Origin of the sequence: Brevibacterium permense (assembly GCF_013280495.1) — a bacterium.
Lineage (GTDB): Bacteria > Actinomycetota > Actinomycetes > Actinomycetales > Brevibacteriaceae > Brevibacterium > Brevibacterium permense.
In genome coordinates, this window is sequence record NZ_JABSSX010000001.1 from 380,170 (window position 1) to 405,089 (window position 24,920).

Genomic DNA, 24,920 nt, shown 5'->3' on the forward strand with positions numbered 1-24,920 from the left:
GCGGCCGACCGATCACGCCCATCCAACAGGAGCGCAGCTATGACCCACCACATCGTCATCGGAGCGGGCTTGGCCGGTGCCGCAGCCGCATATTCCCTGACCGCGCGCGGCGAGGACGTCACCGTCCTCGAACGGCACACTCCGGCCAACGACCGAGGCAGCTCCCACGGTTCGGCCCGCATCTTCCGCTATGCCTACCCGGATCGTCTCTACACCGAGCTCGTTGTACGCGCCCGGGAACTGTGGGATGACCTCGAGACGAAGTCGGAGACCGAGCTCATCACTCGAACGGGAGCGCTCGACTTCGGCGATGCCCGGCACACGGATCTGCTCGCCGAGATCTTCGAGGCAGTCGGAGTCGAGTACGAGGTCCTCGACCCGGCACGAGCCGCCGAACGGTGGCCGCAGTTCGTCTTCGACACCGACGTCCTGTGGCACCCCGATGCCGGCGTCATCGACGCCGAGACCACGGTGACGACCATGCTCGACCGTGCGATGGACACCGGGTGGGCCCGGGTCCTCATCGATTGGACGGTCACCGAGGTGGCCCGACGGTCCGCGGGCGGCTTCCGTGTCACCTCGGCGACAGGCGAAGTCGTCGAGGGCGACCGTGTCATCGTCGCGGCGGGCGGGTGGCTGCCCGACCTCCTCGGCGATCTTGGTCTTCCGCAGGCGTTCCTCGATGCGCTGCCGCGATTCGAAGTGCGGCAGGAGCAGGCTTTCCACATGCCCTACCGCGATGCCGGCGCGGACGGGCGGCCGAGCACACCCTGGCCGACGTTCATCCACAAATCCGGTGAGATGTTCACCTATGGACTTCCCGGCGGTCGGGATGCCGATTTCGCGGGGCAGAAATTCGCCCAGTTCAACGGTGGGAAGGTGATCGGATCGCCGCTTGACCAGGACGGACAGATCACCGAGGAGATGCGGACCCGGATGATCGACTATGCGAAGCGGAATCTGCCGGGACTCTTTCCGGAACCGTACGCGGAGACCACATGCCTGTTCACGAACACACCGAACGAGGACTTCGTCATCGACGCAGTCGACGGTCTCGTTCTCGTTTCGGCCTGTTCGGGGCACGGGGCGAAGTTCGCGCCGCTGCTCGGAGAGTTCGCAGCCGACCTCGCCACTGGTGCCGGTGAAGTGCCGGACCGGTTCCGGGTGGGCGTTTCTGCTCGGTGAGCTGCCGGCGACGGGCGGCTCGGCGCTTCGACGTGAGGAGGTGCCTCAGCGCGTTGACGCGATGATGAGGTGCCTTGTCGAATGCGCGACGAAGGGCTCGCCCCTGCGCATCCGCGAGTTGAGTTCGCGCAGCTGTGGCAGGTAGTCGGCGACTGTGAAATCGGGTACCCACCACGGGCACTTGCGCAGGATCCAGACGATCGCGCCGACGTCGAAGAACTCCATGCGGCAGCGTGCTGTGCGCAGCGTTTCGACCGTGAGTCCGGCCGCCTCGGCGGCGTCGGATTTCGGTCTGCGGGTGCCGTGAGCGACGATTTTCCGGCAACGGCCCGAGAAAGAACTCGATGAGCTCGAACGCCGAGGCCGGGCCGACGTGCGGGGCGAGGTAGGTGCCGCCGGGGACGAATACGCGGGCGATCTCCGACCACGCGGGGCTCACGGGGTGGCGGGAGGTGACGAGGTCGAAGCTGCCGTTGGCGAACGGCAGTCGGCGCGGATCGGCCTCGACGACATCGACGCCACGCGGACCGAGCCGATGGCGGGCCACGGCGATGTTGGGGCGGTGCGATTCGGTCGCGGCCATGCGCGGCGGCAGCACGGGTGCCTCGTCGATGACCTCACCGCCGCCGGTGTCGATGTCGAGGGCCGCGGTCGCCGTCGACAGCCGTCTGGCCAGCAGCGTCGAGTAGGTCCACGGTGGTCGCTCCTCGGTGGCGCGTCCGTCGAGCCAGTCGAATCCCCAGCCGGTGACATCGGCCGATTGTGCTTCGGTAACGAGCTCGTCGAATGCGCGCATACCGTCATCTTCGCGCACACGTCTCTCACCCGTGAAGCCATGCGGTCACATCGGCGTGGAGGTCGTGCGGCGCCTCCAGCGGGACGAGGTGCCCGGTGCGCGGGAACCGGGTCACGTACGGACGGTGGGGAAGCGCCTCGGCGAGTCGGTCGGCCTGGTTGGCGGGAATCCACGGATCGTCCGCACCCCACCCGATGCGGACCGGGCAGCGGGCCTCGCCGAGGCGGTCGACGATGGGTGCCGTGTGCTCGGGACGCAGCGCGGCGAAGACCTTTTCGTTCTCGGCGACGAGGCGGAAGAACGGTGAGCCCCATGGGTCGAGGGTCACGACATCGAGCAGATACAGCGACGCGAAATCACTGCCTTCGAGCAGGTGCGCGCCGAGTGCGACGGCGCCGCCGATGTCATGGGCGATGACGTGGGGATCCGAGATGGTCCAGCAGTCGATGAGCTCGGCCAGACGACGACGTTGGGTGATGAGATCAACGGCGGGGGTCGCCTCGGCGAGGGGATCGTCCGTCGGCTGTGCCGACGTTCCGGCCGGGGCGGGGATCGACTCGCCGGATGTGGCGGGAATCGATTCGCCGTAGCCGGGCATGTCCCAGAGTCGGACTCGTTTCGTCTGCGCGAGTTCGCGGGCGAGCGGCAGCCACATGTGCGATGACCAGGGGGTTCCGTGGCAGATGATGACCTCGCCGAGGCGCACCTGATCGTTGTCGCGGTCGCTCGGTTCGAGTGTCGTGGTGGCGACCTCGCTGCCGTCGCTGAGGGTGAGGCGGTCAGTGATGGTGCGGATGGCGGGACTGCGGTCGGTTGGCGTCGTCATGAAGCGACGGTAGAACTTCAGGTCAACCTGAAGTCAAGGTGTCATCATGGTCTCATGAGGATCGGAGATGCGGCCGCCGAGTTGGAAACGGCTGCGCATGTGCTCAGGCATTGGGAGGACGAAGGCGTCGTCGTGCCGGGCCGGACCGCGAGCGGGCACCGGGAGTATTCGGCTGAGCATCTGAGCCGGTGCCGGATCGTGTTGTCGTGTCAGGGAGTGGGCATGAGTCTTGCCGAGATCCGAGCGATCCTGCATCGCGGCGAGGCGGGACGTGCCTCGGTGATCGCGGCTCGCTTGGTGGCGATTCGGGCGCAGCGAATCTCGCTGGACTCAGCGGAGCAGTTCCTACTCCACGTCCGCGAATGTCGACACGACTTCATGACCCGGTGTCCGGAATGCTCGGAATATGCGGGGTGAGTGGGCCGCATTAGGACGGGACGGTCGGCCGCCTCGGCGAGGGGAATGTTGCGGTGGGCGGAACTCAGTGCACATTGCGCGAATTCTCGGGGCGGTGATGGTCACAAAATCTCGCAGAACGGGCATGATGGCCTTATGACCACTGATATGGACATTGCGCTCAGCGCTGAGCTCGATCCCATCGTCGACATCGCCGCTGGGTTGGGTCTCGACGCGCAGGACATCATTCCACACGGATGGACGAAGGCGAAGGTGCCGATCGACGTCCTCGACGAGGCGGCCGCGGATGCCACCGAGGGCCGGCTCATCCTTGTCACGGCCATGAGCCCGACCCCGGCCGGGGAGGGCAAGACGACGACGAGCATCGGCCTGGCCGACGGACTCAATGAACTCGCCCGCTCAAAGCCCGAGGTCGGGCGGGCTGTGCTCGCGTTGCGGGAGCCGAGCATGGGCCCGGTCTTCGGGATGAAGGGCGGCGCGGCCGGCGGCGGATACGCCCAGGTCGTGCCGATGGAGGACATCAACCTCCACTTCACCGGGGACTTCGCGGCCATCGCCGCAGCGAACAACCTCGCCGTGACGATGCTGGATAACCACATCCACTTCGGCAACGACCTCGACGTCGACCCGCGGCGCATCCACATCCGCCGCGTCGTCGACCTCAATGATCGCGCGCTGCGCGGGGTCGTCGTCGGACTCGGAGGCCTCAACGGGGGTGTGCCCCGCGAGGACGCCTTCGACATCGTCGTCGCCAGCGAGGTCATGGCCGTGTTCTGCTTGTCTACCTCGTTGGTCGATCTCAAGGAAAGGCTGGGTCGGATCGTCCTTGCGCACAGCAGGGGCCGGGAACCCATCACCGTGGCTGACATCGGGGCGGCCGGGGCGATGACCGCGCTGCTGCGCAATGCTCTGGCGCCGAACCTCGTGCAGACTCTCGAGCATTCGCCGGCGTTCATCCACGGTGGACCGTTCGCCAACATCGCTCACGGCTGCAACAGTCTGCTGGCGACGAAGGCCGGGCTGGCGCTGGGGGACTGGGTCGTCACCGAAGCCGGGTTCGGTGCGGACCTCGGGGCCGAGAAGTTCCTCGACATCAAGTGCCGGATCGCGGGCATCTGGCCCTCGGCCGTAGTGGTCGTCGCGACGCTGCGTGCATTGAAGTACCACGGGGGCGTTGACGTGGCCGAGGTCAACTCTCCTGATGTGTCGGCGGTGCTGGAGGGGATGGGCAACCTCGAGCTGCACTGTCGGAACCTGCGTGAGATCTACGGACTGACTCCCGTGGTGTGCTTCAATCGATTCCCCACGGACACCGACGAGGAGATGGCCGCGGCGATCGCCCATTTGGATGGGCTCGGGGTTGCGGCCGTCGAATCGACGCATTGGGCCGATGGCGGCAAGGGTGCGCTGGCGCTCGCCGAGGCAGTGGTTGATGCCGCCGCCGGTGTTGACGGCGAGTTCCGGACGATTCGTGATGAGAATCGAGCCGAAGAACCGCACGATTCGTCCGGAACTCGCCCTCAGCGGGCGGTGCCGCGTTACTCGTACGAGCTCAATGAACCCTTGGAGGACAAGATCCGCACGATCACCCAGCGGATCTACCAGGCGAAAGACGTCGACCTGCCGACCGCGGTGAAACGAAAGCTCAAGCAGTTCACCGACGAGGGCTACGGGGACGCGCCGATCTGCATTGCGAAGACCCAGTACTCTCTGTCGACGGATGCGAGCCTGCGCGGGGCGCCGAAGGACCACATCATCGCGGTCAAGGACGTGCGGCTCTCAGCAGGCGCCGGCTTCGTCGTCGTCATCGCCGGGGACATCATGACGATGCCCGGCCTGCCGAAGGAACCCTCTGCACTGAAGATCGACGTCAACGAGGACGGCAACATCACCGGCCTCTTCTGAGTGCCAATTGCTACCTGACGGCGGCCCAGCAACCTCGCGCGAGGTTGCTGGGCCGCCGTCAGGTAGCAGATGGGGCGGGTCTGTCGTGCCTAGCGTCGTGGTTTCTGCAGCCATGGACGGAGGAGACGGGTGCTCATCGGCAAGAAGATGTAGGTCATCAGCGGTGTGAGGATGCAGATGTTCAGCAGCACAGCGAGCACCGTCGGCCAACTGTGCAAATGGGGCATGAGGAGAAACGTCGAGAGCAGGCTGAGGGGGAAGAACGGCAAGAAGATGCTCACGGCCTGTTTCCACCGAGGCGGGACGACGGATTCGGGAATCGTCAGGGTCTCCTCACCCTGCGGTTCGAACCAGCCCTCGATACCGGTGCGGTGTTCGACGCGGGTGGTCTCGACGAGTCCGGCGGCGCTTTCGATCCACCAACGGCGGTCCTCGGAATCATCCCAGGCCCGCAGGGTCTTCTCATCGGCGAAACGATAGAGCAGATGCCACTCATCGGAGTCCGGGCTCGTCCGCACCCAACCCGATCCGAGGTAGCCCTCGCGTTCGCGAGCCAGTTCCTGCCCGGCCTGGGCCCAGGCGGTGAACCGGCGGTGCTGACCGGGCTGAACGGTGCGGGTGATAGAGACGGTGATCGGCGACGTTTGCAGCATAAGGGAGAGTATAGAGACCCGCTCGCGAGCACCAGCAGCCGCCTGGAACTGCCGCGCCGAATTCAGGCGTCCCCGGTCACCCGAATGAAGACTCGGTCGAGTGCGGCTGCTAGGTTCGCGCGGTTAGTGTCGTCCATCCAGTCCCGGTTGACCTGCTCGTTGAGTCCGCCCGGAGTCTCATGCGCGGCGACGAGATCGGCGATCGGAGCCTCGGACTGGTCGAGCGTGGTGCCGAGACCGATGAACTGGCCTCGGATGAAGTGGTCGGCATCGGCCTGATCCCACCCCCGGTCGACCAGCCATGCGGTGATCGTCTGCAGAAACGCGAAGTGTGCCGACATCGTTGCCGTCACAGCTGACAGCGTGCTGAACTTCGTCTCGTCGGCGGCCGTGACCGATCCGCCGAGGAGGTCGAGGAGGGCCTCGACATCGCCGTCGGCGGGGAACATCGCCGTTACTCCCTTGCGTTCACGGACGGCCGGGAGCGGGATGATCCGCACAATGTCCGGATCGTGGGGGAGGAGCGCTGAGAGCTCGTCCGTCGGAATCCCGGCAACTGCGCTGACCAACGTCTTCTCTGCCGGAATGTCGAGGGCGCCGAGGGCGCCTGCAGCCTGCTGAGGGAGGACGGCAAGGACGATGAGGTCGCTGCGATCGACGACCTCCTGGTTGCTCTCGGCCACCTCGGCGGTCTCAATCGTGTCGGCAAGATGCCGTGCCCGCTCGGCATTGCGCGGGGAGAGCACGAACCGCAGTCCGGTTTCGGGCGCACCGCCGTTCTCTGTTGTCGCAGTGCCCCCGCTCAACCCTTCGACCATCGCCGAGGCGATCTCGCCGACACCGATGACTCCGATCGTGCTCATGTTCTCCTCCTTGAGTGACGAGGTGAGTTCTTCCGTCTGTTCGCATTGTGTCATCGTCTGTTGGACGACGCGTCAGCGGTCTGGCTCGTGACTGTGGAGAAGCTCTTCGCCGAGTTGCAAGAAGTGTCGTCGGTCTCGGGATCGGACGATGTTGATCGCTGGCGCACACCCACCAACTCCGCCCCAAAACACCTGACGGCGGCCCACCAACCAGGCGCGAGGTTGCTGGGCCGCCGTCAGGTAGCAATTGGGGTCAGAAGCTGGGGAGGACGGAGCCGTCGGCCCACTTCTTCTCGATGAACTTCTTCACCTCGGGGGAGTGGAGCAGCTCGTCGAGCTTCTTGATGTTCTCGTCGTCCTTGTTCTCCGTACGCACGGCGAGGAAGTTGCCGTACGGGTTGTCCTCGGCCTTCTCCAGCAGGATGCCGTCCTTGGCCGGGCTCAGACCGGCTTCCAGAGCGTTGTTGCCGTTGATGACCGAAGCATCGACGTCTTCGAGGGTGCGTGCCAGCTGCGCGGCGTCGGCCTCGACGAACTTCACGTTCTTCGGGTTGTCCTCGACGTCGGAGAGCTTCGCATCGACCGCGTCCACGCCGTCCTTGAGGGTGATGAGCTTCGCGTCTTCGAGCATCTTCAGCGCGCGACCCTGGTTCGACGGATCGTTGTTGATGCCGATCTTGGCATTCTTCGGGATGTCACCCACGTCCTTGATGTCCTTCGAGAACAGCGCGAAGGGCTCGAGGTTGATCGGCTCGAAGCCGGTGATCTCGTAGCCCTGGCCTTCGACTTCGGAATCGAGGTACGGCTTGTGCTGGAAGTAGTTCGCGTCGATGTCGCCGTCGTTGAGCGCCTTGTTCGGCAGCGTGTAGTCCGTGTACTCGGTGACCTCGATGTCGAGGCCGGCATCCTCGGCGAGGTTTTCATCCACGTAGCGCAGGATGTCGCCCTGCGGCACCGGGGTCGCACCCACGGTGAGCTTCGTGATGTCGCCGTCCTTCTCACCGACGGAGTCGGTACCGCCGCCGACGAGTCCGCAGCCCGAGAGCAGCAGAGTCGCGCTGGCCGCGATCGCAATGAGTTTCGTCTTCATGGTTCTCCTTGATGTGTGATGTGTGTTGTGCAAAGGGGTGAGCAGTGGTGGCCGTTAAGTGTGCGCAGATTGCCGGTTTCGTCGCCGATTCGGACAATCTGAGCACACTTAACTCGGAGTTCCGTCGCCGCGCCGGACGCGATCGACGCCGCCGAGGCGGCTCACCGGTGGTCGACCGTGCGGGCCAGCCGATCGCCGATGATCTGGATCAGCGTGACGATGAGGACGAGGACGATGATGCACGCGATCATCGTGTCGCCCTGATAACGGTTGTATCCGTAGGAGATCGCCAACGCTCCCAGGCCGCCGCCGCCCACTGCACCGGCCATCGCGGTGTAGGACACCAACGTCACCGAGGTGACCGTGGCGGCTCCGATGAGACCGGGCATCGCTTCGGGCACGTAGACCTGACGGACGACCTGCCCATTCGAGGCACCCATCATCAGCGCGGCTTCGATCTTGCCTTCGGAGACCTCGCGCAGCGAGTTCTCGACCAGGCGGGCATAGAAGGGGATCGCGCCGATCGTCAGCGACACCACGGTCGCCTGCCAGCCCAGCGCCGAGCCGACGACGAATCGGGCGAAGGGGATGAGCGCGATGATGAGGATGATGAAAGGGATCGAACGAGTGATGTCGACGATGAAGGACAGCACCCGATAGACGACCGGGTTCGAGTTCAGTCCGCCCTTCGAGGCGGTGAACAGCCAGATGCCCAAGGGCAGTCCGAAGAGGACGGCGAGTCCGGTCGACCAGGCCGTCATGAGCAGAGTCTCGATGGTGGCCGGCCACATCTGATCGGCGATCGCCGGGTTGTCGAACCACGTGGGATCGTTCATCAGGCAGCCTCCTCCGCATAGATTCCATCGGCTTTCAGGGCGCTGATCAGCTCTTTCGCCTGTTCGGCGGAGCCGACGAAGAAGCGCAGTCGACCGACTTGACGGCCTTCGATCGTCTCCACGGCTCCGGCGAGGATCGCCTCGGCGCTCGCACCGGCATTCCGTGCGGTGGTGAGCACGGTGGGCAGATCGGTTCCGGCCAGTGACACCTCGACGAGGTGGCCCGCCCCGTCATCGATGCTGACCGGAGGCAGGGGGACGAGATCCTTGGCCAGGACCGATCCGGGCTCGGCGATGACCTCGGCGAGTTTCCCGGTCTTGGCCACGCGCCCGTCGGCGAGCAGCGTCACGGAGTCGCAGATCTCACGGATGACGGACATCTCGTGGGTGATGATGAGGACGGTGATGCCCAAGCGGTCGCGCAGGGAGCGGATGAGGCTGAGAATCTGATCCGTCGTCGTCGAATCCAGCGCCGAGGTGGGCTCATCGCACAGCAGCACCTTCGGCTCTGCGGCCAGGGCTCGGGCGATGCCGACGCGCTGCTTCTGTCCGCCCGAGAGCTGGGACGGATAGTTGTCGACTCGGTCGCCGAGGCCGACGAATTCGAGGAGTTCACGGGCCTTGCCCAGGCGTTCGGCCTTCGGCACTCCGGCGATCTTGAGCGGGTGGGCGACGTTTTTCAGCGCCGTGCTCGAGTCGAGGAGGTTGACGTGCTGGAAGACCATGCCGATGCTGCGACGGGCTTCGCGCAATCCGGCACCGGACTGGTTCGTGAGGTCGACGCCGTTGATCGACACCGTCCCGGAGGTGGGGGACTCGAGCCCCGTCAGGCAGCGGATGAGCGTGGACTTGCCGGCGCCGGAGCGGCCGACGATGCCGTGGATCTCTCCGGCGGGGACCGAGAGGTCGATCTCCTCCAGGGCGACGGTCTCTCCGAACACCTTCCGCAGTGCGCGCAGTTCGATCACAGGCGCCTCCTCGTGTGGTTGACGAATGCCGCGCACGGTGGTGAACGGCAGAGATTTGGGGATGGGCCGGTCTACGGTCCAGTAGGGCCGACGATTCAGGATGACAAGGAATCGCATGATCCTCACAGGCAGATGTCATAAAAGGACGCATAACGGAGTGATCGTGACGGAGAACTCACTCTCAGAGGACCCGGTCCAAGGTGACGACGAGATGAACTCGAATGAAAGCCGACGACAACACAAACCGCAGTTGTCCTTGTCGTAACCCTGCGGCCACCTCGGCGGCGTATGCCTGAAAAATCGGATTGGACCGGCCACGATGGGACGCACATGCACGAGCAGACGACGAGGATCGCAGCGATCGTTCCCTGCCACAACGAGGAGATCACCGTCGCCAAGGTCGTCGGCGACCTCAAGGCCGCGGTCCCGGGCATCACGGTCTACGTCTACGACAATTGCTCGAGCGATCGCACCTCGCAGCGCGCCGCTGACGCCGGTGCCATCGTGCGCAAGGAGAACGTCCCCGGCAAGGGCAATGTCGTCCGCCGCGCCTTCGCCGACATCGACGCCGATATCTACGTGATGATCGACGGCGACGATACCTACGAGGCGGCCCACCTGCCCGAGATGATCGACACCCTGATCTCCGGCCCTTACGACCACGTGCTCGGCGTTCGCCAGGACAATCAGGAGACCACGTCCTACCGTCCCGGCCACGAAGCCGGGAACAAGATGTTCAACCGGCTGACCGGGTGGCTCTTCGGTTCGCAGGTGTCCGACATGCTCTCGGGCTACCGCGTGTTCTCTCGCCGTTTCGTCAAGTCGTTCCCCGCGATCAGCCGCCGGTTCGAGATCGAGACCGAGCTGACCGTGCACACGATGTCCCTGCGCCTTCCCACCACCGAGGTGGCCGTGGACTTCCGTGACCGACCCGACGGAAGCGAGTCGAAGCTTTCGACCTTCAAGGACGGGTTCCGCATCCTCGGGCTCATCTCCGCTCTCGTCCGTCACGAACGACCCCGCCTGTTCTACGGCACGCTGACGGCCGTGCTCGCCGCGGTGTCGCTGGTCTTCGGCCTGCCCGTGGTGTGGGAGTTCTGGCAGACCGGGCTGGTGCCGAGGTTCCCGACGGCGATCCTCGCCACCGCGCTTATGGGCCTGGCCTTCCTCCTCGGCAGCGTCGGCCTGACCTTGGACGGTCTCCGCAGGGCTCGTCGAGAGACTTCCCGCCTGGTCTATCTCAGCCTGCCCGCTGTGACCGGACGACCCGTCACGCAGCGGCAGGCTCCGCGACAGACCGGTCCCCCGGACCGAGAGTTTTCAGCTCCGGAGGCAGAGATCTTCGCCGACGCAGCACGGATGAAGCCGAGCCGGCAGGTGCGGGCACGCTTCGCTTCATGAGTCGTTCTGCTATTCGCAGGTGGCTGACGTCCCCGCTGGCATGGGACCTGCTGCTTGCTCTCTTCACCCTCGCATGGTCGTTTATCTTCCTGCGTCTGTTCTGGCCCGGTCGGGTCAATGTCGATATCGCCAATCAGTACCTGCAGGCCACCGAGAAGATTCCCGTCACCGACTGGCATCCGCCGGTGATGAGCGCGGTGTGGCGAATCCTCATCGACATCACCGGAGACCCGGGCAGTCTGCTCCTGCTGCAGGTCGGACTGCTGGCCGCGGCCGCGTGGGGGATCGGGGTGCTCGTCCACCGATCTGGGGCGCCGAGGTGGGTGTCGCTCTTGGGGCCGACAATCATGGTCACGCCTTGGGTCGTCTCCCAGATGACGACGCTGTGGAAGGATACGCAGATGGCCGTGGCCATCCTGCTCGCCGTCGTCCTCATCATGATCACCCGCTTCCTCCCGAAGACGTGGCTGCTGTGGCTTCCGGCGCTGACCCTCCTCGTCTATGCGGTGGGGGTGCGGAAGAATGCGGTGTTCGCGGTCGTGCCGATCGCCGTGTACGGCGGGTGGTGCCTGGTGCATCTGTGGCGCCATCGTCGAGGACGATCTGGAGACTCAGCCACCCCTCCAGGCTCCGCGTCACCGGAGACTTCAGAGCCGACAGCAGACTCCGTGAAGAAGGGACGCCCGCTTCTGCTGACGGCGGTCTCGTCGCTGATCGTGCTCGGACTCATCGGCGGAGGAGTCAAAGTCACCGACGCGGTCATCGCCTCGCAGTTGGGAGTGACGAAGACCGGTCAGATCTCACAGATCTTCCTCGACGACGTGATGTTCTCCGTGCCGGAATCTCGACTGCAGTCGTCTGACGCACCCAGAGCGCTCAAAGATCACATCAGTTCTGCGCGCGACAAATGCCTGAAGAGGGGCGAGATCTGGGACGCCTACTGGAACTGCTACGGCAGAGGCACGACTGGGAAGGCATTCAGTCCCATTGCCTACCAGGATGAGCTGAAGTCGCTGTGGTTGAACGAAGTCGTGACTCATCCGGTCAGCTACATCGAATATCGGACATCGGTCTACTCCTCCTACTTCTTCACCTCGAAGCTCGAATACTGGGAGGCCGACTGGGACGGCGATGCGCAGAGGGCACGTTTGCCTGCAGGGAGCCCAAAGGCTGACTACATCTTCCGACCGTATGTCGAGGACTTCGCGCTGGGAACTTTCCCGATGCTCTTCAAGCCCTGGTTCTGGACCCTCGTCGCCGTTCTGCTGCTCGGTCTCGGGTACCGATCGCGCAGCCGCACCCGTCGGGAACTGAACGCGTCTGCCCACCGGCCGCGGTCTTTCTGGCCCGAGATCACGGTCCTGGCCGCCTCGGCGCTGTGCTACATCTTCGGGTACTTCCCGATCGTGCCGGCGAACCATTTCCGGTACACGTTCTGGCCGGCGCTCGCCGTCACCTTCGCGATCGTCCTCTGGCTCGCTCAGCGCCTGATCCAGCAAGTCCGAATCCTAGGGCCATAGACTGAGTTCAGTTATGAAAGAGTCATTCTCGGACCGTCTCCGGCGCCTGGCGGTGGAAGCCTTCAAGTTCCTCACCGTCGGCGGGCTCGGCTATATCGTCGACGTCGGCCTGTCGAACCTTCTGGCCTACGGGTTCGGTCCGATTCCCGCCCTCCTCGAGGGCAGCCCGATCAAGTCGAAGATCATCTCGACGATCCTGTCGATGATCGTCGTATGGATGGGCAACAAGCTCTGGACCTACGGCGACCGGACCACGAACTCGAACTTGCGCGGCATCGTCCTGTTCGTCGCGGTCAACCTCGTCGGCATGATCATCACGGTCATCCCCCTCGGTGTGACCTGGTACCTGCTCGATATGCGCGACCAGCTCACCTACAACATCTCGACGAATGTCATCGGCATCGGACTGGCGATGATCTTCCGCTTCTACGCCTACCGCACCTGGGTGTTCAAGGACCAGGCCCCCGACACCGAGGTGGTCGTTCCCATGGAGGAATCGAGCCGGGTCCCCGACGACCGGGGCTGAGGTCTGCGGCCGCTCGCGCTGCTGGCTCCGCCTCTCTTCCGGCGGCTTGGATGCTTGCCCGCTTCCTCCCACCTCCGCTTGGGTGGGACAAATGGTCGCGCCCATCCGAGTTTTCTGTGACCATTTTGACCACTTAGGGGCCCCGATGCGCAACTGCTCGCCGCTGGTCAAGAATTTAGGTCAGCATCGGATAGTCTCCGGCGCTGAAATTATCCGATGCTGACCTATGTTTCGGCGCGAAAGTCCGAAAGCGACCTAAGTTCAGGCTGTCGCGCTGTCAGCGGGTGCGGCGCAGCTTGCGGTAGGCGCTGACGACGGGGGCCGGGGTGACGGTGCGCAGTTCGGCTCGAATGAGCATCCGCTTCTGCTTGAGCAATGCCGACCGGCGGTTCGGCAGTTGACCGGCCCGTGCTCGGGTGGCCAACAGCCCCAGGTCTCGGCGCAGCTGCCCGTCTTGCGCGTGAAAGTAGTTCTCTGCCAACCACTCCGGGTCAGGGAATCCGATTGACCCGGCAGCCACATCGGTCAATGTTCCGGTGGCGCCCGAACCTTCGAAGACCTCGTTGAGCAGCTCGGCATTGAAGCCGAAGTCAGAGACGAGCAGGGTCGGAATGCCCCGATCGATGGATTCGAGGGCGGCAGTCGAGGACACAGTGACCAGTGCCGAGCCGTCGGTGAGGAAGTCGCTGAGGGGACCATATCCGAGCTCGATGCGGTCCGTTCCAGGTACTCGGCGGGTGCGGAAGTCGTCGAGGATCTCGAAGTAGGAATGCTGTTCGTGATGGGTTTCGAACTCACCGGGACGCGACCGCATCTTGATGACCGCCGTCGAATCCGGGTGCCTGTCGGCGAACTCGGCCAGGGCCGCAATGATCGCCTCACGGTCGGCACGCTCGGCCGGAACCTTCGCCTGCGGGGCGAAAAGCAGAGTCCTTGGGGCCGCAGGGGCACCGGTTCGTGCGGCACCCGCCGAGGACGGCGCGGCGGCGACGGATGGTGGGGTCGCCTCGGCGAGGGATTCCGCTGGTGCCGCGAGCTGCGGGATGCCCTCCGAACGCAGCATCGGCAGGCGCGCCAACAGAACTTCGCAGGGCACCTGCGATCGGGCACTCGCCTCGGTGTAAGCGGCCACCTCGGCGGAGGAATGGGCGATGAACGCATCCATCAGCCGGCGATAATTCATCCCCTTGCCGCTGGCAGGAAGACCCATTCCGGGCAGCCCCGAGATCAGGGCTGGACGGTCAGTGCTGGTGTGCGCGGTGAGGAAGACCTGGGCGACGATCGGGCCGGTGGCGGCACCGAGAACGATATCGGGGGAGTGATCGGCGATGACCTGCGCGAGGTCGGCCCGCGCGATGACGGGGACTTCTCGGTGTTCCCAGTCGGTGCCGGCGACGGCGCTGGCGATCTGCTCATCTGTCGGCAGAATCGGATTGTCGACGAGGAACACGCGTCCCTCCACGTCGGGCAGGGACGACAGCAGCTGGGTCGCCCACTTGAGATACGACTCACTGTCGGAAATCGAGAGGATGCGGATAGGGGCAAGCCCGGCCGATCGCCGAGGCGGCAGCACCGGCCCGTCCGGGAAGTTCGACTGCGACGAGTGACCGTCCGCGCGAGTGCGCTCGGTCAGATGTGAGGGCCGAGGCGGGGAGTCGGAGAGCGACGGCGGCATGATCGGCCCGCTGTAGTGGGGATCGCCTGGTTCAGGAATCGTCATCTGCCTTGACCGACTGGGCGTTGAGGGACTTTCGCAGACTATCGGGTGAAGCGCCGGTCCACCACTTCGCGGGGATCTCTGTGACATCGATGGTCACATCCGGATTGAGCACCGCCAGAGACACCGCTGCCGTCGACGGCAGGCTGCGGATCGTCGAGTCCGGCGGCAGGTTGATCAGCCGCAGCTCGATCGGCAGGCCGAGATGTTTGATCCTCACGCGCTCATCCTGGGCGAGATCGGCGAGGAACTCCTCGGTCTCACGTCGATGCGGGTAATAGGTGATCGACCCGTGAGTGTCGATGATGTCATCGACCCACGCCCGGTAGGCGAAGGCATCGATGAGGCCATCGGCGGCCAGGGACGAACCGATGACCGGATTGTCCCGCGGGTGACTGCCGCCGGTGGGCAGAGTCTGCAGGTGTTCGAATTGGTGGCGGGTGATCTCGCCGCCGGATTTGAGGAAAGCCTTGCGCAGCGGTTTCGCCACCGGCAGCGCCGTGTGCCAGCGCAGCTTGCCCACAGTGGCGAGGTGGCGAAGCCGATCGGCGACGTGAGCGGCCATGACCGTGCGCGAGGCCTTGAGCTTCTGCCGGGGACGGACGAGGGGACCGCGCTTGGCGGTGAGGATCTCGATTGCAGAGTATGTGGCCAGACCGTCATCGAGGATGACCACCTCCGGCATCCGCCGCTCGAGATACGCCAGCGCCAGGGCCTTGTGCACCTGACCGGAGCAGGCATCGCCGAGATAGATCCGGTCGAAGTTCGTCTTCCGCAACACTCCCGGTTTCGCCCCATCTCGCTCGAGGCGGACATTCTTCGGCAGCCAAGCCGGATCGAAGGCATCGAGGAAGGACGTCATGCCCTTTGCGTTCGCCCGCGCCCGGATGAGCAGGTCTTCGGTCGGCTCGTGGGATTCGAGAGCTGAGAGGAACTGCAGAGGGGATTCGACGAAAGCGACGGCGCTCCGGCGCTTCTTCTTCGGTGTCACCGCTGTTGGATCCGTTTCATGATGCGTTGTTGTTTTCTTGCCACGGCTTTGATCACGAGCGTTCCTGATCGTTTGATCATGCGCTTAGGAGCAAACGCCTTCGACGTGCTGCCCGGCAGAGCGAGCGCGGTCAGTCGTCGGCGCTTGAAATAGCGACTGAATCGGTCGGCTGACTCGCCGTGGCCTGTGCTGACGTCGAAGACCTCTGTGAGGAAGTCTGTTGCCGCGTCACGCAGATCGTGCGACAGCGTCGGTGCCATGCAGTAGGTGACGGCGGCGAGCAGACGGCTCAGCTGCGGATATGCGTCGGCCTTTTCCGGGGTGCTGCCGTCGCAGATCTCGGAGATGATCGTCAATGGGATGCGATTGCTGTTCTGATAAGGAGCGATGGCTTCGAGCAGCAGATCCGTACCCACAGCCAGGGCAGGTACCTGATAGATCTGGCGAGCAGTCATCAGCGCCGTCGAGAAGCCGCCGACGATCAGGTCGGGAGCCAGACGATCGATGATGACCTCGGCCATGACGGGCGGGTCGAAAAGTTGCAGAGTGATCCCGAGTTTCTGTGCTGCCTCGAACAGTGGTCCTGTCTGCGAGGGAGGAGCGGCCGGGTGCGGTTTGAACACCACGACTTCCATTCCGCGCGCAGCAGCGGCCTCGATCATGTCGATGTGCAGCTGCGTCTCTTCCTCAGCAGTGATGAGTCCGAGCGCCGACAGATACTGGCCGACCACCAGTGCCCACGGACGATTGCTCGACGGCGCGGCGCTGAGAACCCCTCCCAGCTCGTCCTCCAGTGCTTCGGCCGAATGCTCGCCGAGCTCGCGCACCACACCGGTGAACGACTCAACACCCAGTGGGCGGTGGACGATTCCGAACTCGCGGAGCAGTTTCGGCGAGATTCCAGGCACCAGCGGCAAGTAATGCAGCACGGACATTCGCTGACCGTTCGTCAGCGGAATCTGATTGCGGGTCGGGCCGAAGCTCATCAGTCCGTCGGCATGCACCCTGATCGTCGCGCGGGAGAACACTCGGCCAAGCGCAAGGGCCGGATTGACCTGGGGCGATTCGATTACGAGCTCGATCTCGTCGGTTTCGTCCAACCCCCACCGGCTACGCAGATATGATTCCACGACCGGCAGATCCGTATGATCGGGCCGCCATGACGAAGGATGGACGTGCAGAGGCGCGAGCGCCTCATTGAGGTTGACGACCCGATCGAACCGGGCGATCAACGAGGCGGCTCCCGGCGAATCGACGAAGGATTCCGCGAGCTCCATGACCACGGCGTTGTTGCTGACCAGAAGGATCCGTTCGGTCGGAGGCGGGGTGTCCTCGGGCGCGAGACCCTCGGTGCCCATCAGCGCCGGAGCCGCCGGCCGGTCGTAGTCACCGCCATCGATTCCTGCCGCCAAGCAGACGAGTTCGAACAGAGTCGAGGCCAGAAAGATCTGTTTCACTTCACCATCTCCAGCATCAACGAAGGTGCGTCATTGAGGTAGCTGCTGACGTTGAGCTGCCGTCCCTGTTTCTGCAGAACGAATTCCTCACGCAGATACTCTGGCGGAATCTTCGCCGAAATCGTTCGTGCACCCCTTCGCAACTGGTTTCGCAGGGACGCCGGGGACGCTGCGAAACGATTGATCTGATGGTCGAGGATGGCCAGCCAGTTGCGGATCGCCTTCGGCCACAGTCGGTCGGCGTCCGGTTCGGCGGCGACCAGGTCGAAGATCTGTCCGAAAGCGCGGATGAAATCCAGCTGTCGGATGTCGACGATGCGCGACAGAGACCCTGCCAGCCCGCGTCGATAGAGGATCCCCGGAGCATCGACGACTGCGAAGGACTCGGCCTGCAGATGCAGCCGCCAGATCCAGGACCGGTCTTCGGCGGTCATGAAGTTCTCCGGGAAATGGAGGATCCCCTGTTCGAGCACCCTGCGGTGGAAGATGCCTGCCCACGCGAACGGATAGTCGACCATCGTCGATTCGTAGACGGGCAGGATCCCCACCTTGGGATCCAATGGCACATCACGGACCGACATCGGTGCGAGTTTGCGCACCCGTTTGGTCCCCTCCACCGTCGTATGGTCGCAGCGGATGAAATCGACTCCGAGCCTGTGGGCCGCCGCCAGCATCGAGGACAGATGCCCCGGAGCCAGCCAATCGTCCCCATCGAGGAAGATGATGTGCTCGCCCCGAGCAGATGCCAGACCCTTGTTGCGGGCATTGGCGAGTCCCGTTGCCTCGGGGTTGGTGAGCACCTCGAAATGAGGGAACCACGTGCTGAATTCCTCCAGCAGCTCTGGTGTCTCATCGCTCGATCCGTCGTTGACGAAGATCAGCTGAGTGAGGTCCCACACGGGGCCCTGCTGCCGCAGTGAGCGGAACAGTGTGCTCAGGTAGGGGGCACCATCTTTCGCGGGGATGATGATGCTCAAGTCGAAATCGGTCACGGTGCTTCTCCGGAAGGTGCGGTCAAGGTCGGGTCACCCGACCGTCGGTGGGGCGGACAGGGAAGAGCCACCTCGGCGGGGGAAGAACCTCGCCGAGGTGGCTTCGCCGATTGCTCAGGCCGTGACCTTGCGCAGCGAATCGATCTTCGACTCCTCGCCCGGCATGACGCGCTTGACCCCGTCGCCGAACGCGGTTTCGAGGACGCGGACGCCCTTGACGAGGGAGGCGAACTCGCGCGGTTCCATCGATGCGGACTGGTCGGATCCCCACATCGAGGAGTCCAGCGTGATGTGACGTTCGATGGTCGCAGCGCCCAGAGCGGCGGCAGCGAACGAGATCTCGAGGCCGAGCTCGTGACCGGAGTAGCCGACGGGAACTCCGTAGCGTTCGCGCATGGCCGGGATCGCCGTGAGGTTGACCTCTTCGGGAGGCAGCGGGTACGTGGAGGTGGCGTGCATGAGCACGAGCTTGTCCCGGTCGAAGACCTCGACGGCCTTGTCCAGAGTCTCCCAGTCGGACATGCCCGAAGAGCACAGGACGGGCTTGCCGGTGGCGGCGATCGCGCGCAGCAGTTCGAAGTCCGTCAGCGAGGCCGAGGCGACCTTGTAGGTCAGCGCATCGAATTCGGTCTCGAGGAAGTCGACGGAGTCGGTGTCCCACGGGGAGGCGAACCACTGGAGTCCGACTTCCTTGGCGTATCGGTCGATCTCGGTGTACTCGTCGATGCCGAACTCGACGCGGTGCTTGTAATCGATGTAGGTCATCTCGCCCCACGGGGTCGAGCGCATCTTCGACTTCTGGTGTTCGGGAACGGCCACCTCGGGGTTGCGCTTCTGGAACTTCACTGCCTGCGCACCGGCGGTGACGGCGACATCCATGAGCTGCTTGGCGATGTCGACGTCGCCGTTGTGGTTGATGCCGATCTCACCGATCATGTACACGGGCTGGTTCGGGCCGACGAGGTGCTCTCCGATGGCCACGGGGGCGAGTTGATCAGTCATGAAACCTGCTTTCGGTTGGCACGCGAAATCTCCGCGCGGTTGGTGAACTGCGGCTGGTGCCGCGGGACGGATGGTTGCTGGTCGGGGAAGGCGGACGCATGGCCGGACATGGCCGCCGACTGATGGCCGGCCAGGTGTCCTGACTGGTGGCCTGCCAAGGTCGATGGGTGACCGGTGGGCGACCGCAGTGAGGTCAGGGTCGGATTCGGCAGGGGTTCGGCCGCCTCGGCGGGGATGGGAATGAGGTCGCAGACCTCACGCACCGCACCCCGTCCGCCTGGCCTGTCGAGGATGACGCGGGCGGCGGCGAGGACGCGCGGGTGGGCGTCGGCGACGGCGATGGGCCAGCCGACGACGTCGAAGGCCTCGAGGTCGTTGATGTCGTTGCCGACGTAGGCGACTCGGGCCGGGTCGAGGTCGTTGGCGGTGATCCACGCGTCGAGGATGCTGGCCTTGTTGTCGATGCCCTGGGCGACGTCGACGTTGAGTTTCTCTGCGCGGCGGGTGACGACGGGGTTGCGTTCCTTCGACAGGATCATCACGGGCACGCCGGACTTCACGAGTCGGGAGACGCCCATGCCGTCGCCGCGATGGACGCGCACCTGTTCATTTCCGTCCTCGTCGACATAGGCGCCGTCGTCGGTGTGGACGCCGTCGAAATCGGTGACGAGGGCGTCGACGTCGATGACCTGAGTGGTTTCCTGGGTCTGCGATGCTGCGATGGCGCGGACGAGAGTGAGGTCGGACATGTCGTCGATCTCGCGGGCGTGCTCGGGCGGGACCTCCTCGATGCCGATGCGGCCGAAGAAGCGGTGTTCGTGCTCGATGAGGCCGGAGGTGCGCATGACGTAGAACGCGCCGGTTTCGTTGAAGTGCTTGGCGCGGTCCTGGCGGCGCGGGCGGAAGCTGGCTTCGTGTCCGACGGCCACTGCCTGGGTGTCGTCGTCGAGGCGCCACAGGAAGGAATGGTCTTCGACGGCGGAGAAGACGACATCGGCGTCGTCGTCACGGACCGTGCGCACCGCGTTCTCGATCGAGGCGGAGTCGATGAACGGGGAGGTGCACTGCATGAACACGGTGATGTCGAAGTCTTCATCGAGGGTCGACAGAGTGTGGATGAGCGCGGATTCGCTGGTGGCGGCATCGCCGGCGATCTCGGCGGGGCGGTGGGCCACCTCGGCGCCGGCACGCAGGGCTTCGGCTGCGATTCCGTCGTGGTCGGTCGAGACGATGACACGGTCGATGCTGGGGCTGGCCTGGGCGGCGTTGATGGCGCGGGCGAGCAGAGAGACTCCGGCGACCTTCTGCAGGTTCTTCAGCGGGATGCCCTTGGATCCTCCGCGCGCGGGGATGATCGCGACGGTGCGGTGTGGAGTGGGGGAGGTGGTGCTGGTTGGTGCGGTGGTGCTTTCTGCCGTCTGGTTCGCGGCCACGGTGGTGCGCGCATCCGGCTTCATTTCCGACTGAAACTCGGTTGCGTTGGGCTCGTAGGTCGTCGATTGGTCATTCACAATGATTCGACGCTAACGACGGGGTGTTACCTCAAGGTGAACACGTCATGTCACCGAGGCGACCCTTCGATGGCGAACCCGTGACGGACCAAGCCCGCTGGTCGGCGGCGGACGGGGCAGTGCGGCGAAGTTCTAGCCATCCGCTGTGCCCGCGACCGGTAGCCGTGGCACAGAAAGTGCACGGGAGACACCTCGGTGTCAGTATGCTCAGGCGGTGGTCACCTCTGAGTGCACGCTGCCTATGCCGGCCTCATCGCCTTTTGGGTAGGCCTGTGAATCGCTCCATCGCCTTTTGGACGGATCATCGGGTTCGAAGGCGAGTATCTGATCAAAAGGTGATGACGAGTGGAACAGAACTAGATGACAGGTCGAATGGAAGTCGATGACGCGCGGTCCGAAGCTGCCGGCGGCGTGATTCGACGGAGCCAGTGCGGCGCGTGGGTGTACGCCAACGTCAGCCGGTCAGCGCCACGTGACGTTCCACATGCGGTTGTTCCAGGCCGAGAACGGGATGACCTCACCGGTGTAGACGGGCCAGAAATAGGCGAAGGCGAGGATCGCTGCGACGAGGAACAGGCCGACGCTCAGCCGCCTGGCAAACAGCGCCGCGGAGATCCGAGCGAAACGCTGCTTCGTCGACCGGATAGGTGCAGCGGCGCCGGAGTGGCTTGAAGAATCCGATGGGACGGTTTCGGCAGAAGCCGCACCATTGCCCGCGAGTCTGACCCTGGTCGGGCTACCGGCCGCACCACCGTCGGCGCCCCCGGGCGCTCGACCACCCAAAGGCACCCGACCCCAGACGAGGGTCAGGCAGTACGTCACGGCCAGTACGACGAAGGGCACCATGACGATGGTGTAGAAGGTGAAGATCGTCCGCTCCTGGTAGGCGAACCATGGCAGCCAGGTCGCTGCCAGGCCGGCGAGGATGACGGCGGGGCGGACGTCACGGCGGATGATCCACACGATGAGGCAGACGAGCACAGCCAAGCCGGCCAAACCCCAGATCACAGGGTTGCCCACAGAGGTGATCGCCGAGGAGCACTTCGCGACCGTGCACCCCATATCGCCCCGGTCGTAGGACTCGTAGTAGAAAGACGTCGGCCGCCACTGCACGATCCAACCCCACGGGTTCGACATGTACGGATGCTCCGAGTCCAGCCCGACATGGAACGAGTACGCCGTGTAGTGATAGTGCGCCAGCGACGGCAGCCAGTCCAACCAGTCCGGCAGCGCACGCCACCAGCCGAAATTCTCCGCAGCCCACTGCCGGTCCCAGGCATCATCCGACCGGATCCACCCGGTCCAGCACGCCACATAAGTCACGAGCGCGATAGGCACGAGCTTGAAGAACGAGGGAATGCTGTCGCGGATGAGCATGCCCAGCCACGGATGTACGACCCCGGCCCGATACCGCGAATGCACATCCCACAGGACGAGCAGCATCCCGAACGCCGCCAGCGCATACAGACCCGACCACTTCACTCCGGTAGCCAAGCCGAGGCTGATCCCCGCGGCGAAGATCCACGGACGCGCGCCGAGGCGGGGCCCGAAGTTGATCACGTCCCTGGACTTCGTCCGACGCCGACGTCGGGCTTCCGCGGTGGGCGGGGCCGCCTCGGTGATGGGAGCAGCGGAGGTGATCGACTCGGTCAGCGTGGTCGGGAAGGTTCGGGGGACTGCACTCGGGTCGGCGGGGGAGGTAACGGCCGCCTCGGAGGTGGTCGACGTGGACGTGGTGGCCGCCTCGGTGAGGCGTTCTGGATTCTGCTGGGTGCGGGACGGTGCGAAGCTGTCGATCTCCGCGGTGCGCTTGGTCCATGCGGCCAGGCGCTTCGTCACCTGCTCGCGGTCGAGGAGGATGAAGAAGAAGGCGAGGAGGACGAAGGCCATGAGCACGATGTCGAGCAGGCTCGTGCGGGAGTGGACGAAGTGCTCGCCGTCGATGGCGAGCAGGCCGGCGGCGACGCAGGCGAAGAATGCCGAGCGGAAGAGCTTCCAGGCGATGACGCCGAGGAGGAAGATCGTCAGCGTGCCGATGATCGCCACGGTGAAGCGCCAGCCGAACGAATCGTCGGCGCCGAAGAGGTCGATGCCCCACCCGATGAGCCATTTGCCCAGCGGCGGGTGGACGACGTATTCGGGGGTGGGTTCGATGACGCTGGGATCGCCGGCGTTGAAGGAGTCGTCGGCGTTCTCGGGCCAGGAGCGTTCGTAGCCGAAGTTGAAGACCGAATAGCCGTCCTTGACGTAGTAGGTCTCGTCGAAGATCAGGCGGTGTGGGAAATCGAGGCGGAAGAATCTCAGGGCCGCACCGATTCCGGTGATGACGAGCAGGGCCGGCCACATCCACAGCGGCGCGCGGGTGGCCCACATGCCGGCGTGGAAGGTTTCGCGGCGCATCGCAGCGGCGCCGGCACGCACCTTTTCGCGTTTCCTCGCCAGGCGCTCGCGGGCGATGCGCCTGGTGGGGGCCGGGGAGTCTGCGGTGTGTGTCATCGGAGTCCAGTTTAGAGATCTCGGCGGGCGGGGCTCACATGCGACCCGCAGGGAAGGGCTGCGGTTGTTGGTGCGGGGTGGGGAGCGAGGGTGCGCCGGGCAGGCGGGCCGGCATGAGGTTCGGCACCTTGAGCAGGATTCTTGGGCATTCGACTGCAGGGATCACTAGAGTAGTGGGAGACAGCCGGAGTCAGAGCGAATGGTGCACAAAGTGTCGAACAATCCTAACTACCGCCCGAGCGATCCTCCCCAGGTCGGCTCGCAGCAGTTCAACAACAACTACGGATCCCAGCCGCAGTACGGTCAGGGACAGTCCGGACAGTACGGATCGGGTGCTGGCCAGTATGGTTCGGGCGCAGGTCAGTACGGTTCCGGCGCGGGACAGTACTCGCAGGGACAGCCATATGGGCAGCAGAACTCCTATGGGCAATCCGACCCATACGGACAGCAGAACGCGTACGGACAGCAGAATGCATACGGACAGTCAGGCGGCTACAGCCAGCCGGGCGCGTACGACAGCTACAGCCAGCCGAACGCCTACGACAGCTACAGCCAGTCGGGCGCGTACAGCCAGCCGATGACCTACGGCGCGCAGCCGGTCTTCGTCCGGCCCGCACCCAACAAGATGGCCGTATGGTCGATGTGGATGGGCATCGCCGGAATCGGCGGCGGATTCGTCTGCGGTCTGCTCTCGATGATTCCGGTCATCGGCATCATCTTCAGCATCATCGCGATGTTCCTGTGGATCGCACCGGTGCTCGCCGTCATCTTCGGCCACATCGGCCTCGGCCAGATCAAGCGCACCGGCGAGGAAGGCCGCGGACAGGCGATCGCCGGTCTCATCATCGGCTACGTGACCATCGCTCTGGGGCTCATCATGGCAATCGTCATGATCGGGATCCTCGGCATCGGCTTCCTGGGCATGATGAGCAGCTACTGAGCTGCCCCCTGGTGAACTCGGCGCAGTCCCGTGTGACCTCGGCGGACGGCCGAGGTCACGCGGGTACGGGACGGTCGGGTCGCTCGGCACGACCCGGGACTCGTCTGCCCGTGGTGCTGCGTGCACCTTGAGGTCACGCGGGTACGGGGCGGTCGGGTCGCCTCGGCGAGGGGATTCTGCAACCTGTGGTGCAGGACTGCAACACGATTCGGCCGCCGTGCTCGCCGCAGGTGGGTAGCGTTGATCTCAGACATCGGGACGACCGTCGAGGACGGCCCGGAACAGCCCTGACGATCAACGACAGCCAGCGGAACGGAACGGACATGAACACTCGCGTACTGCCCCTCGGGAACACCTACACCGGATCGAACGGTCCGGTCCACGCCCCCGTCGCAGCCCACACGCCCGCGCCGGTTCATACTCCGGCCCACTCTCCGGCCCTGGTCCAGGCTCCCGTGACGTACGGAAACCGAGCATCGGTCGTCGTCTACCAGCAGGTGGCGCCGACGAATTCCTCGTCGATCGTCGCGCTGGTGCTCGGCCTCATCTCGTTCATCTCATCGTTCTTCTTCCTCGGCTTCGTCGGCATCATCTTCGGCCACATCGCCCGTTCGCAGATCAAGGCCCGCGGAGAACGCGGCAACGGAATGGCCGTCGCCGGGCTGTGGTTGAGCTATCTGAGCGTGCTCTTCTGGGTCGCGTTCTGGCTGCTCTACTTCGGCGTCATCGCCCTCATGATCGGCGCGGCGATCACCGCTGGAGGAGGCACCGTCAGCTGATGCCGCGTTGCCGCGGCTAGGCAGACCCGGCATCCCACCCCACGGTCCC

General features: G+C 64.7%; 22 protein-coding genes and 1 pseudogene. 8 read left to right on the top strand and 15 right to left on the bottom strand.

All coding sequences use genetic code 11. The features are described from left to right. Positions 1 to 39 precede the first annotated feature (39 nt). Positions 40 to 1,185 (top strand): FAD-dependent oxidoreductase, encoded by a 1,146-nt coding sequence (locus HK353_RS01820; RefSeq protein ID WP_173151678.1) that lies wholly within the window; start codon positions 40 to 42, stop codon positions 1,183 to 1,185. A 45-nt stretch (positions 1,186 to 1,230) separates the two neighbouring features. On the opposite strand, the gene HK353_RS17370 is transcribed toward HK353_RS01820, so the two are convergent. From HK353_RS17370 to HK353_RS01830, 3 genes and pseudogenes are all read right to left on the bottom strand, one after another. Beyond that, positions 1,231 to 1,410, bottom strand: a complete 180-nt coding sequence (locus HK353_RS17370) for a hypothetical protein (RefSeq protein ID WP_342589791.1) — start codon at positions 1,408 to 1,410, stop codon at positions 1,231 to 1,233. A 217-nt stretch (positions 1,411 to 1,627) separates the two neighbouring features. Further along, positions 1,628 to 1,981 (bottom strand): annotated as a pseudogene (locus HK353_RS17375) (methyltransferase domain-containing protein); the annotation flags it as partial. Between the two features lie 25 nt (positions 1,982 to 2,006). Continuing rightward, positions 2,007 to 2,807 carry an alpha/beta fold hydrolase gene (locus tag HK353_RS01830; protein WP_173151680.1) on the bottom strand — a complete coding sequence of 267 codons (801 nt, stop codon included), beginning with the start codon at positions 2,805 to 2,807 and terminating at the stop codon, positions 2,007 to 2,009. Between the two features lie 54 nt (positions 2,808 to 2,861). On the opposite strand from HK353_RS01830, the gene HK353_RS17525 reads away from it, so the two are divergent. Both HK353_RS17525 and HK353_RS01840 read left to right on the top strand, forming a co-directional pair. Beyond that, on the top strand, positions 2,862 to 3,224 hold the full coding sequence (locus tag HK353_RS17525) for a MerR family transcriptional regulator (protein ID WP_173151682.1): 363 nt from the start codon (positions 2,862 to 2,864) through the stop codon (positions 3,222 to 3,224). 135 nt (positions 3,225 to 3,359) lie between these two features. Next, the gene (locus HK353_RS01840) at positions 3,360 to 5,129 is read left to right on the top strand and encodes a formate--tetrahydrofolate ligase (RefSeq protein WP_173151684.1); all 1,770 of its coding nucleotides are present in this window, start codon (positions 3,360 to 3,362) and stop codon (positions 5,127 to 5,129) included. A gap of 89 nt (positions 5,130 to 5,218) precedes the next feature. On the opposite strand, the gene HK353_RS01845 is transcribed toward HK353_RS01840, so the two are convergent. From HK353_RS01845 to HK353_RS01865, 5 genes are all read right to left on the bottom strand, one after another. Further along, entirely contained in the window at positions 5,219 to 5,782 is a 564-nt protein-coding gene (locus tag HK353_RS01845) for an antibiotic biosynthesis monooxygenase (protein ID WP_173151686.1), read from the bottom strand. Between the two features lie 62 nt (positions 5,783 to 5,844). Further along, positions 5,845 to 6,645, bottom strand: a complete 801-nt coding sequence (locus HK353_RS01850; protein ID WP_173151688.1) for an NAD(P)-binding domain-containing protein — start codon at positions 6,643 to 6,645, stop codon at positions 5,845 to 5,847. A gap of 253 nt (positions 6,646 to 6,898) precedes the next feature. Beyond that, entirely contained in the window at positions 6,899 to 7,735 is an 837-nt protein-coding gene (locus HK353_RS01855) for a MetQ/NlpA family ABC transporter substrate-binding protein (protein ID WP_173151690.1), read from the bottom strand. A 161-nt stretch (positions 7,736 to 7,896) separates the two neighbouring features. Then, positions 7,897 to 8,571: a methionine ABC transporter permease gene (locus HK353_RS01860; RefSeq protein WP_173151692.1), complete on the bottom strand. Its 675-nt coding sequence runs from the start codon at positions 8,569 to 8,571 to the stop codon at positions 7,897 to 7,899. Then, complete coding sequence (locus HK353_RS01865) at positions 8,571 to 9,539, bottom strand: ATP-binding cassette domain-containing protein (protein ID WP_173151694.1); 969 nt, start codon at positions 9,537 to 9,539, stop codon at positions 8,571 to 8,573. Before HK353_RS01865 ends, HK353_RS01860 begins: the two co-directional genes overlap by 1 nt. A 330-nt stretch (positions 9,540 to 9,869) precedes the next feature. Here HK353_RS01865 and HK353_RS01870 point away from each other — a divergent pair, with 330 nt between their 5' ends. The 3 genes from HK353_RS01870 to HK353_RS01880 are packed head-to-tail and all read left to right on the top strand — an operon-like array spanning position 9,870 to position 12,986. Next, positions 9,870 to 10,940, top strand: coding sequence for a glycosyltransferase (locus HK353_RS01870; protein ID WP_173151696.1), 1,071 nt, complete (start codon positions 9,870 to 9,872; stop codon positions 10,938 to 10,940). Then, on the top strand, positions 10,937 to 12,460 hold the full coding sequence (locus HK353_RS01875; protein ID WP_173151698.1) for a hypothetical protein: 1,524 nt from the start codon (positions 10,937 to 10,939) through the stop codon (positions 12,458 to 12,460). The genes HK353_RS01870 and HK353_RS01875 overlap by 4 nt, the downstream gene beginning before the upstream one ends. A gap of 13 nt (positions 12,461 to 12,473) precedes the next feature. Then, entirely contained in the window at positions 12,474 to 12,986 is a 513-nt protein-coding gene (locus HK353_RS01880) for a GtrA family protein (protein ID WP_173151700.1), read from the top strand. Positions 12,987 to 13,263: 277 nt separating this feature from the next. Here the strand turns inward: HK353_RS01880 and HK353_RS01885 are convergent, their stop codons facing one another. The 7 genes from HK353_RS01885 to HK353_RS01915 all read right to left on the bottom strand — a co-directional run bounded on the left by HK353_RS01885 (position 13,264) and on the right by HK353_RS01915 (position 23,152). Then, positions 13,264 to 14,706: a DUF6716 putative glycosyltransferase gene (locus HK353_RS01885; RefSeq protein ID WP_245395706.1), complete on the bottom strand. Its 1,443-nt coding sequence runs from the start codon at positions 14,704 to 14,706 to the stop codon at positions 13,264 to 13,266. After that, the gene (locus HK353_RS01890) at positions 14,693 to 15,694 is read right to left on the bottom strand and encodes a polysialyltransferase family glycosyltransferase (RefSeq protein ID WP_173151702.1); all 1,002 of its coding nucleotides are present in this window, start codon (positions 15,692 to 15,694) and stop codon (positions 14,693 to 14,695) included. The genes HK353_RS01885 and HK353_RS01890 overlap by 14 nt, the downstream gene beginning before the upstream one ends. Next, on the bottom strand, positions 15,691 to 17,151 hold the full coding sequence (locus HK353_RS01895) for a polysialyltransferase family glycosyltransferase (RefSeq protein ID WP_173151704.1): 1,461 nt from the start codon (positions 17,149 to 17,151) through the stop codon (positions 15,691 to 15,693). The genes HK353_RS01890 and HK353_RS01895 overlap by 4 nt, the downstream gene beginning before the upstream one ends. Continuing rightward, positions 17,148 to 18,143 (bottom strand): glycosyltransferase, encoded by a 996-nt coding sequence (locus HK353_RS01900; protein ID WP_173151706.1) that lies wholly within the window; start codon positions 18,141 to 18,143, stop codon positions 17,148 to 17,150. The genes HK353_RS01895 and HK353_RS01900 overlap by 4 nt, the downstream gene beginning before the upstream one ends. A 114-nt stretch (positions 18,144 to 18,257) precedes the next feature. After that, a complete protein-coding gene (locus tag HK353_RS01905) occupies positions 18,258 to 19,145 on the bottom strand; it encodes an N-acetylneuraminate synthase family protein (protein WP_173151708.1) in 888 nt (295 codons plus the stop codon). Then, positions 19,142 to 20,602: an acylneuraminate cytidylyltransferase gene (locus HK353_RS01910; RefSeq protein WP_245395707.1), complete on the bottom strand. Its 1,461-nt coding sequence runs from the start codon at positions 20,600 to 20,602 to the stop codon at positions 19,142 to 19,144. Before HK353_RS01910 ends, HK353_RS01905 begins: the two co-directional genes overlap by 4 nt. 516 nt (positions 20,603 to 21,118) lie before the next feature. After that, the gene (locus HK353_RS01915) at positions 21,119 to 23,152 is read right to left on the bottom strand and encodes a dolichyl-phosphate-mannose--protein mannosyltransferase (RefSeq protein ID WP_245395708.1); all 2,034 of its coding nucleotides are present in this window, start codon (positions 23,150 to 23,152) and stop codon (positions 21,119 to 21,121) included. Positions 23,153 to 23,363: 211 nt separating this feature from the next. On the opposite strand from HK353_RS01915, the gene HK353_RS01925 reads away from it, so the two are divergent. Then, positions 23,364 to 24,092 carry a DUF4190 domain-containing protein gene (locus HK353_RS01925; RefSeq protein ID WP_342589781.1) on the top strand — a complete coding sequence of 243 codons (729 nt, stop codon included), beginning with the start codon at positions 23,364 to 23,366 and terminating at the stop codon, positions 24,090 to 24,092. A gap of 323 nt (positions 24,093 to 24,415) precedes the next feature. Next, entirely contained in the window at positions 24,416 to 24,871 is a 456-nt protein-coding gene (locus HK353_RS01930; RefSeq protein WP_173151712.1) for a DUF4190 domain-containing protein, read from the top strand. The last annotated feature ends 49 nt before the right edge of the window (positions 24,872 to 24,920 follow it).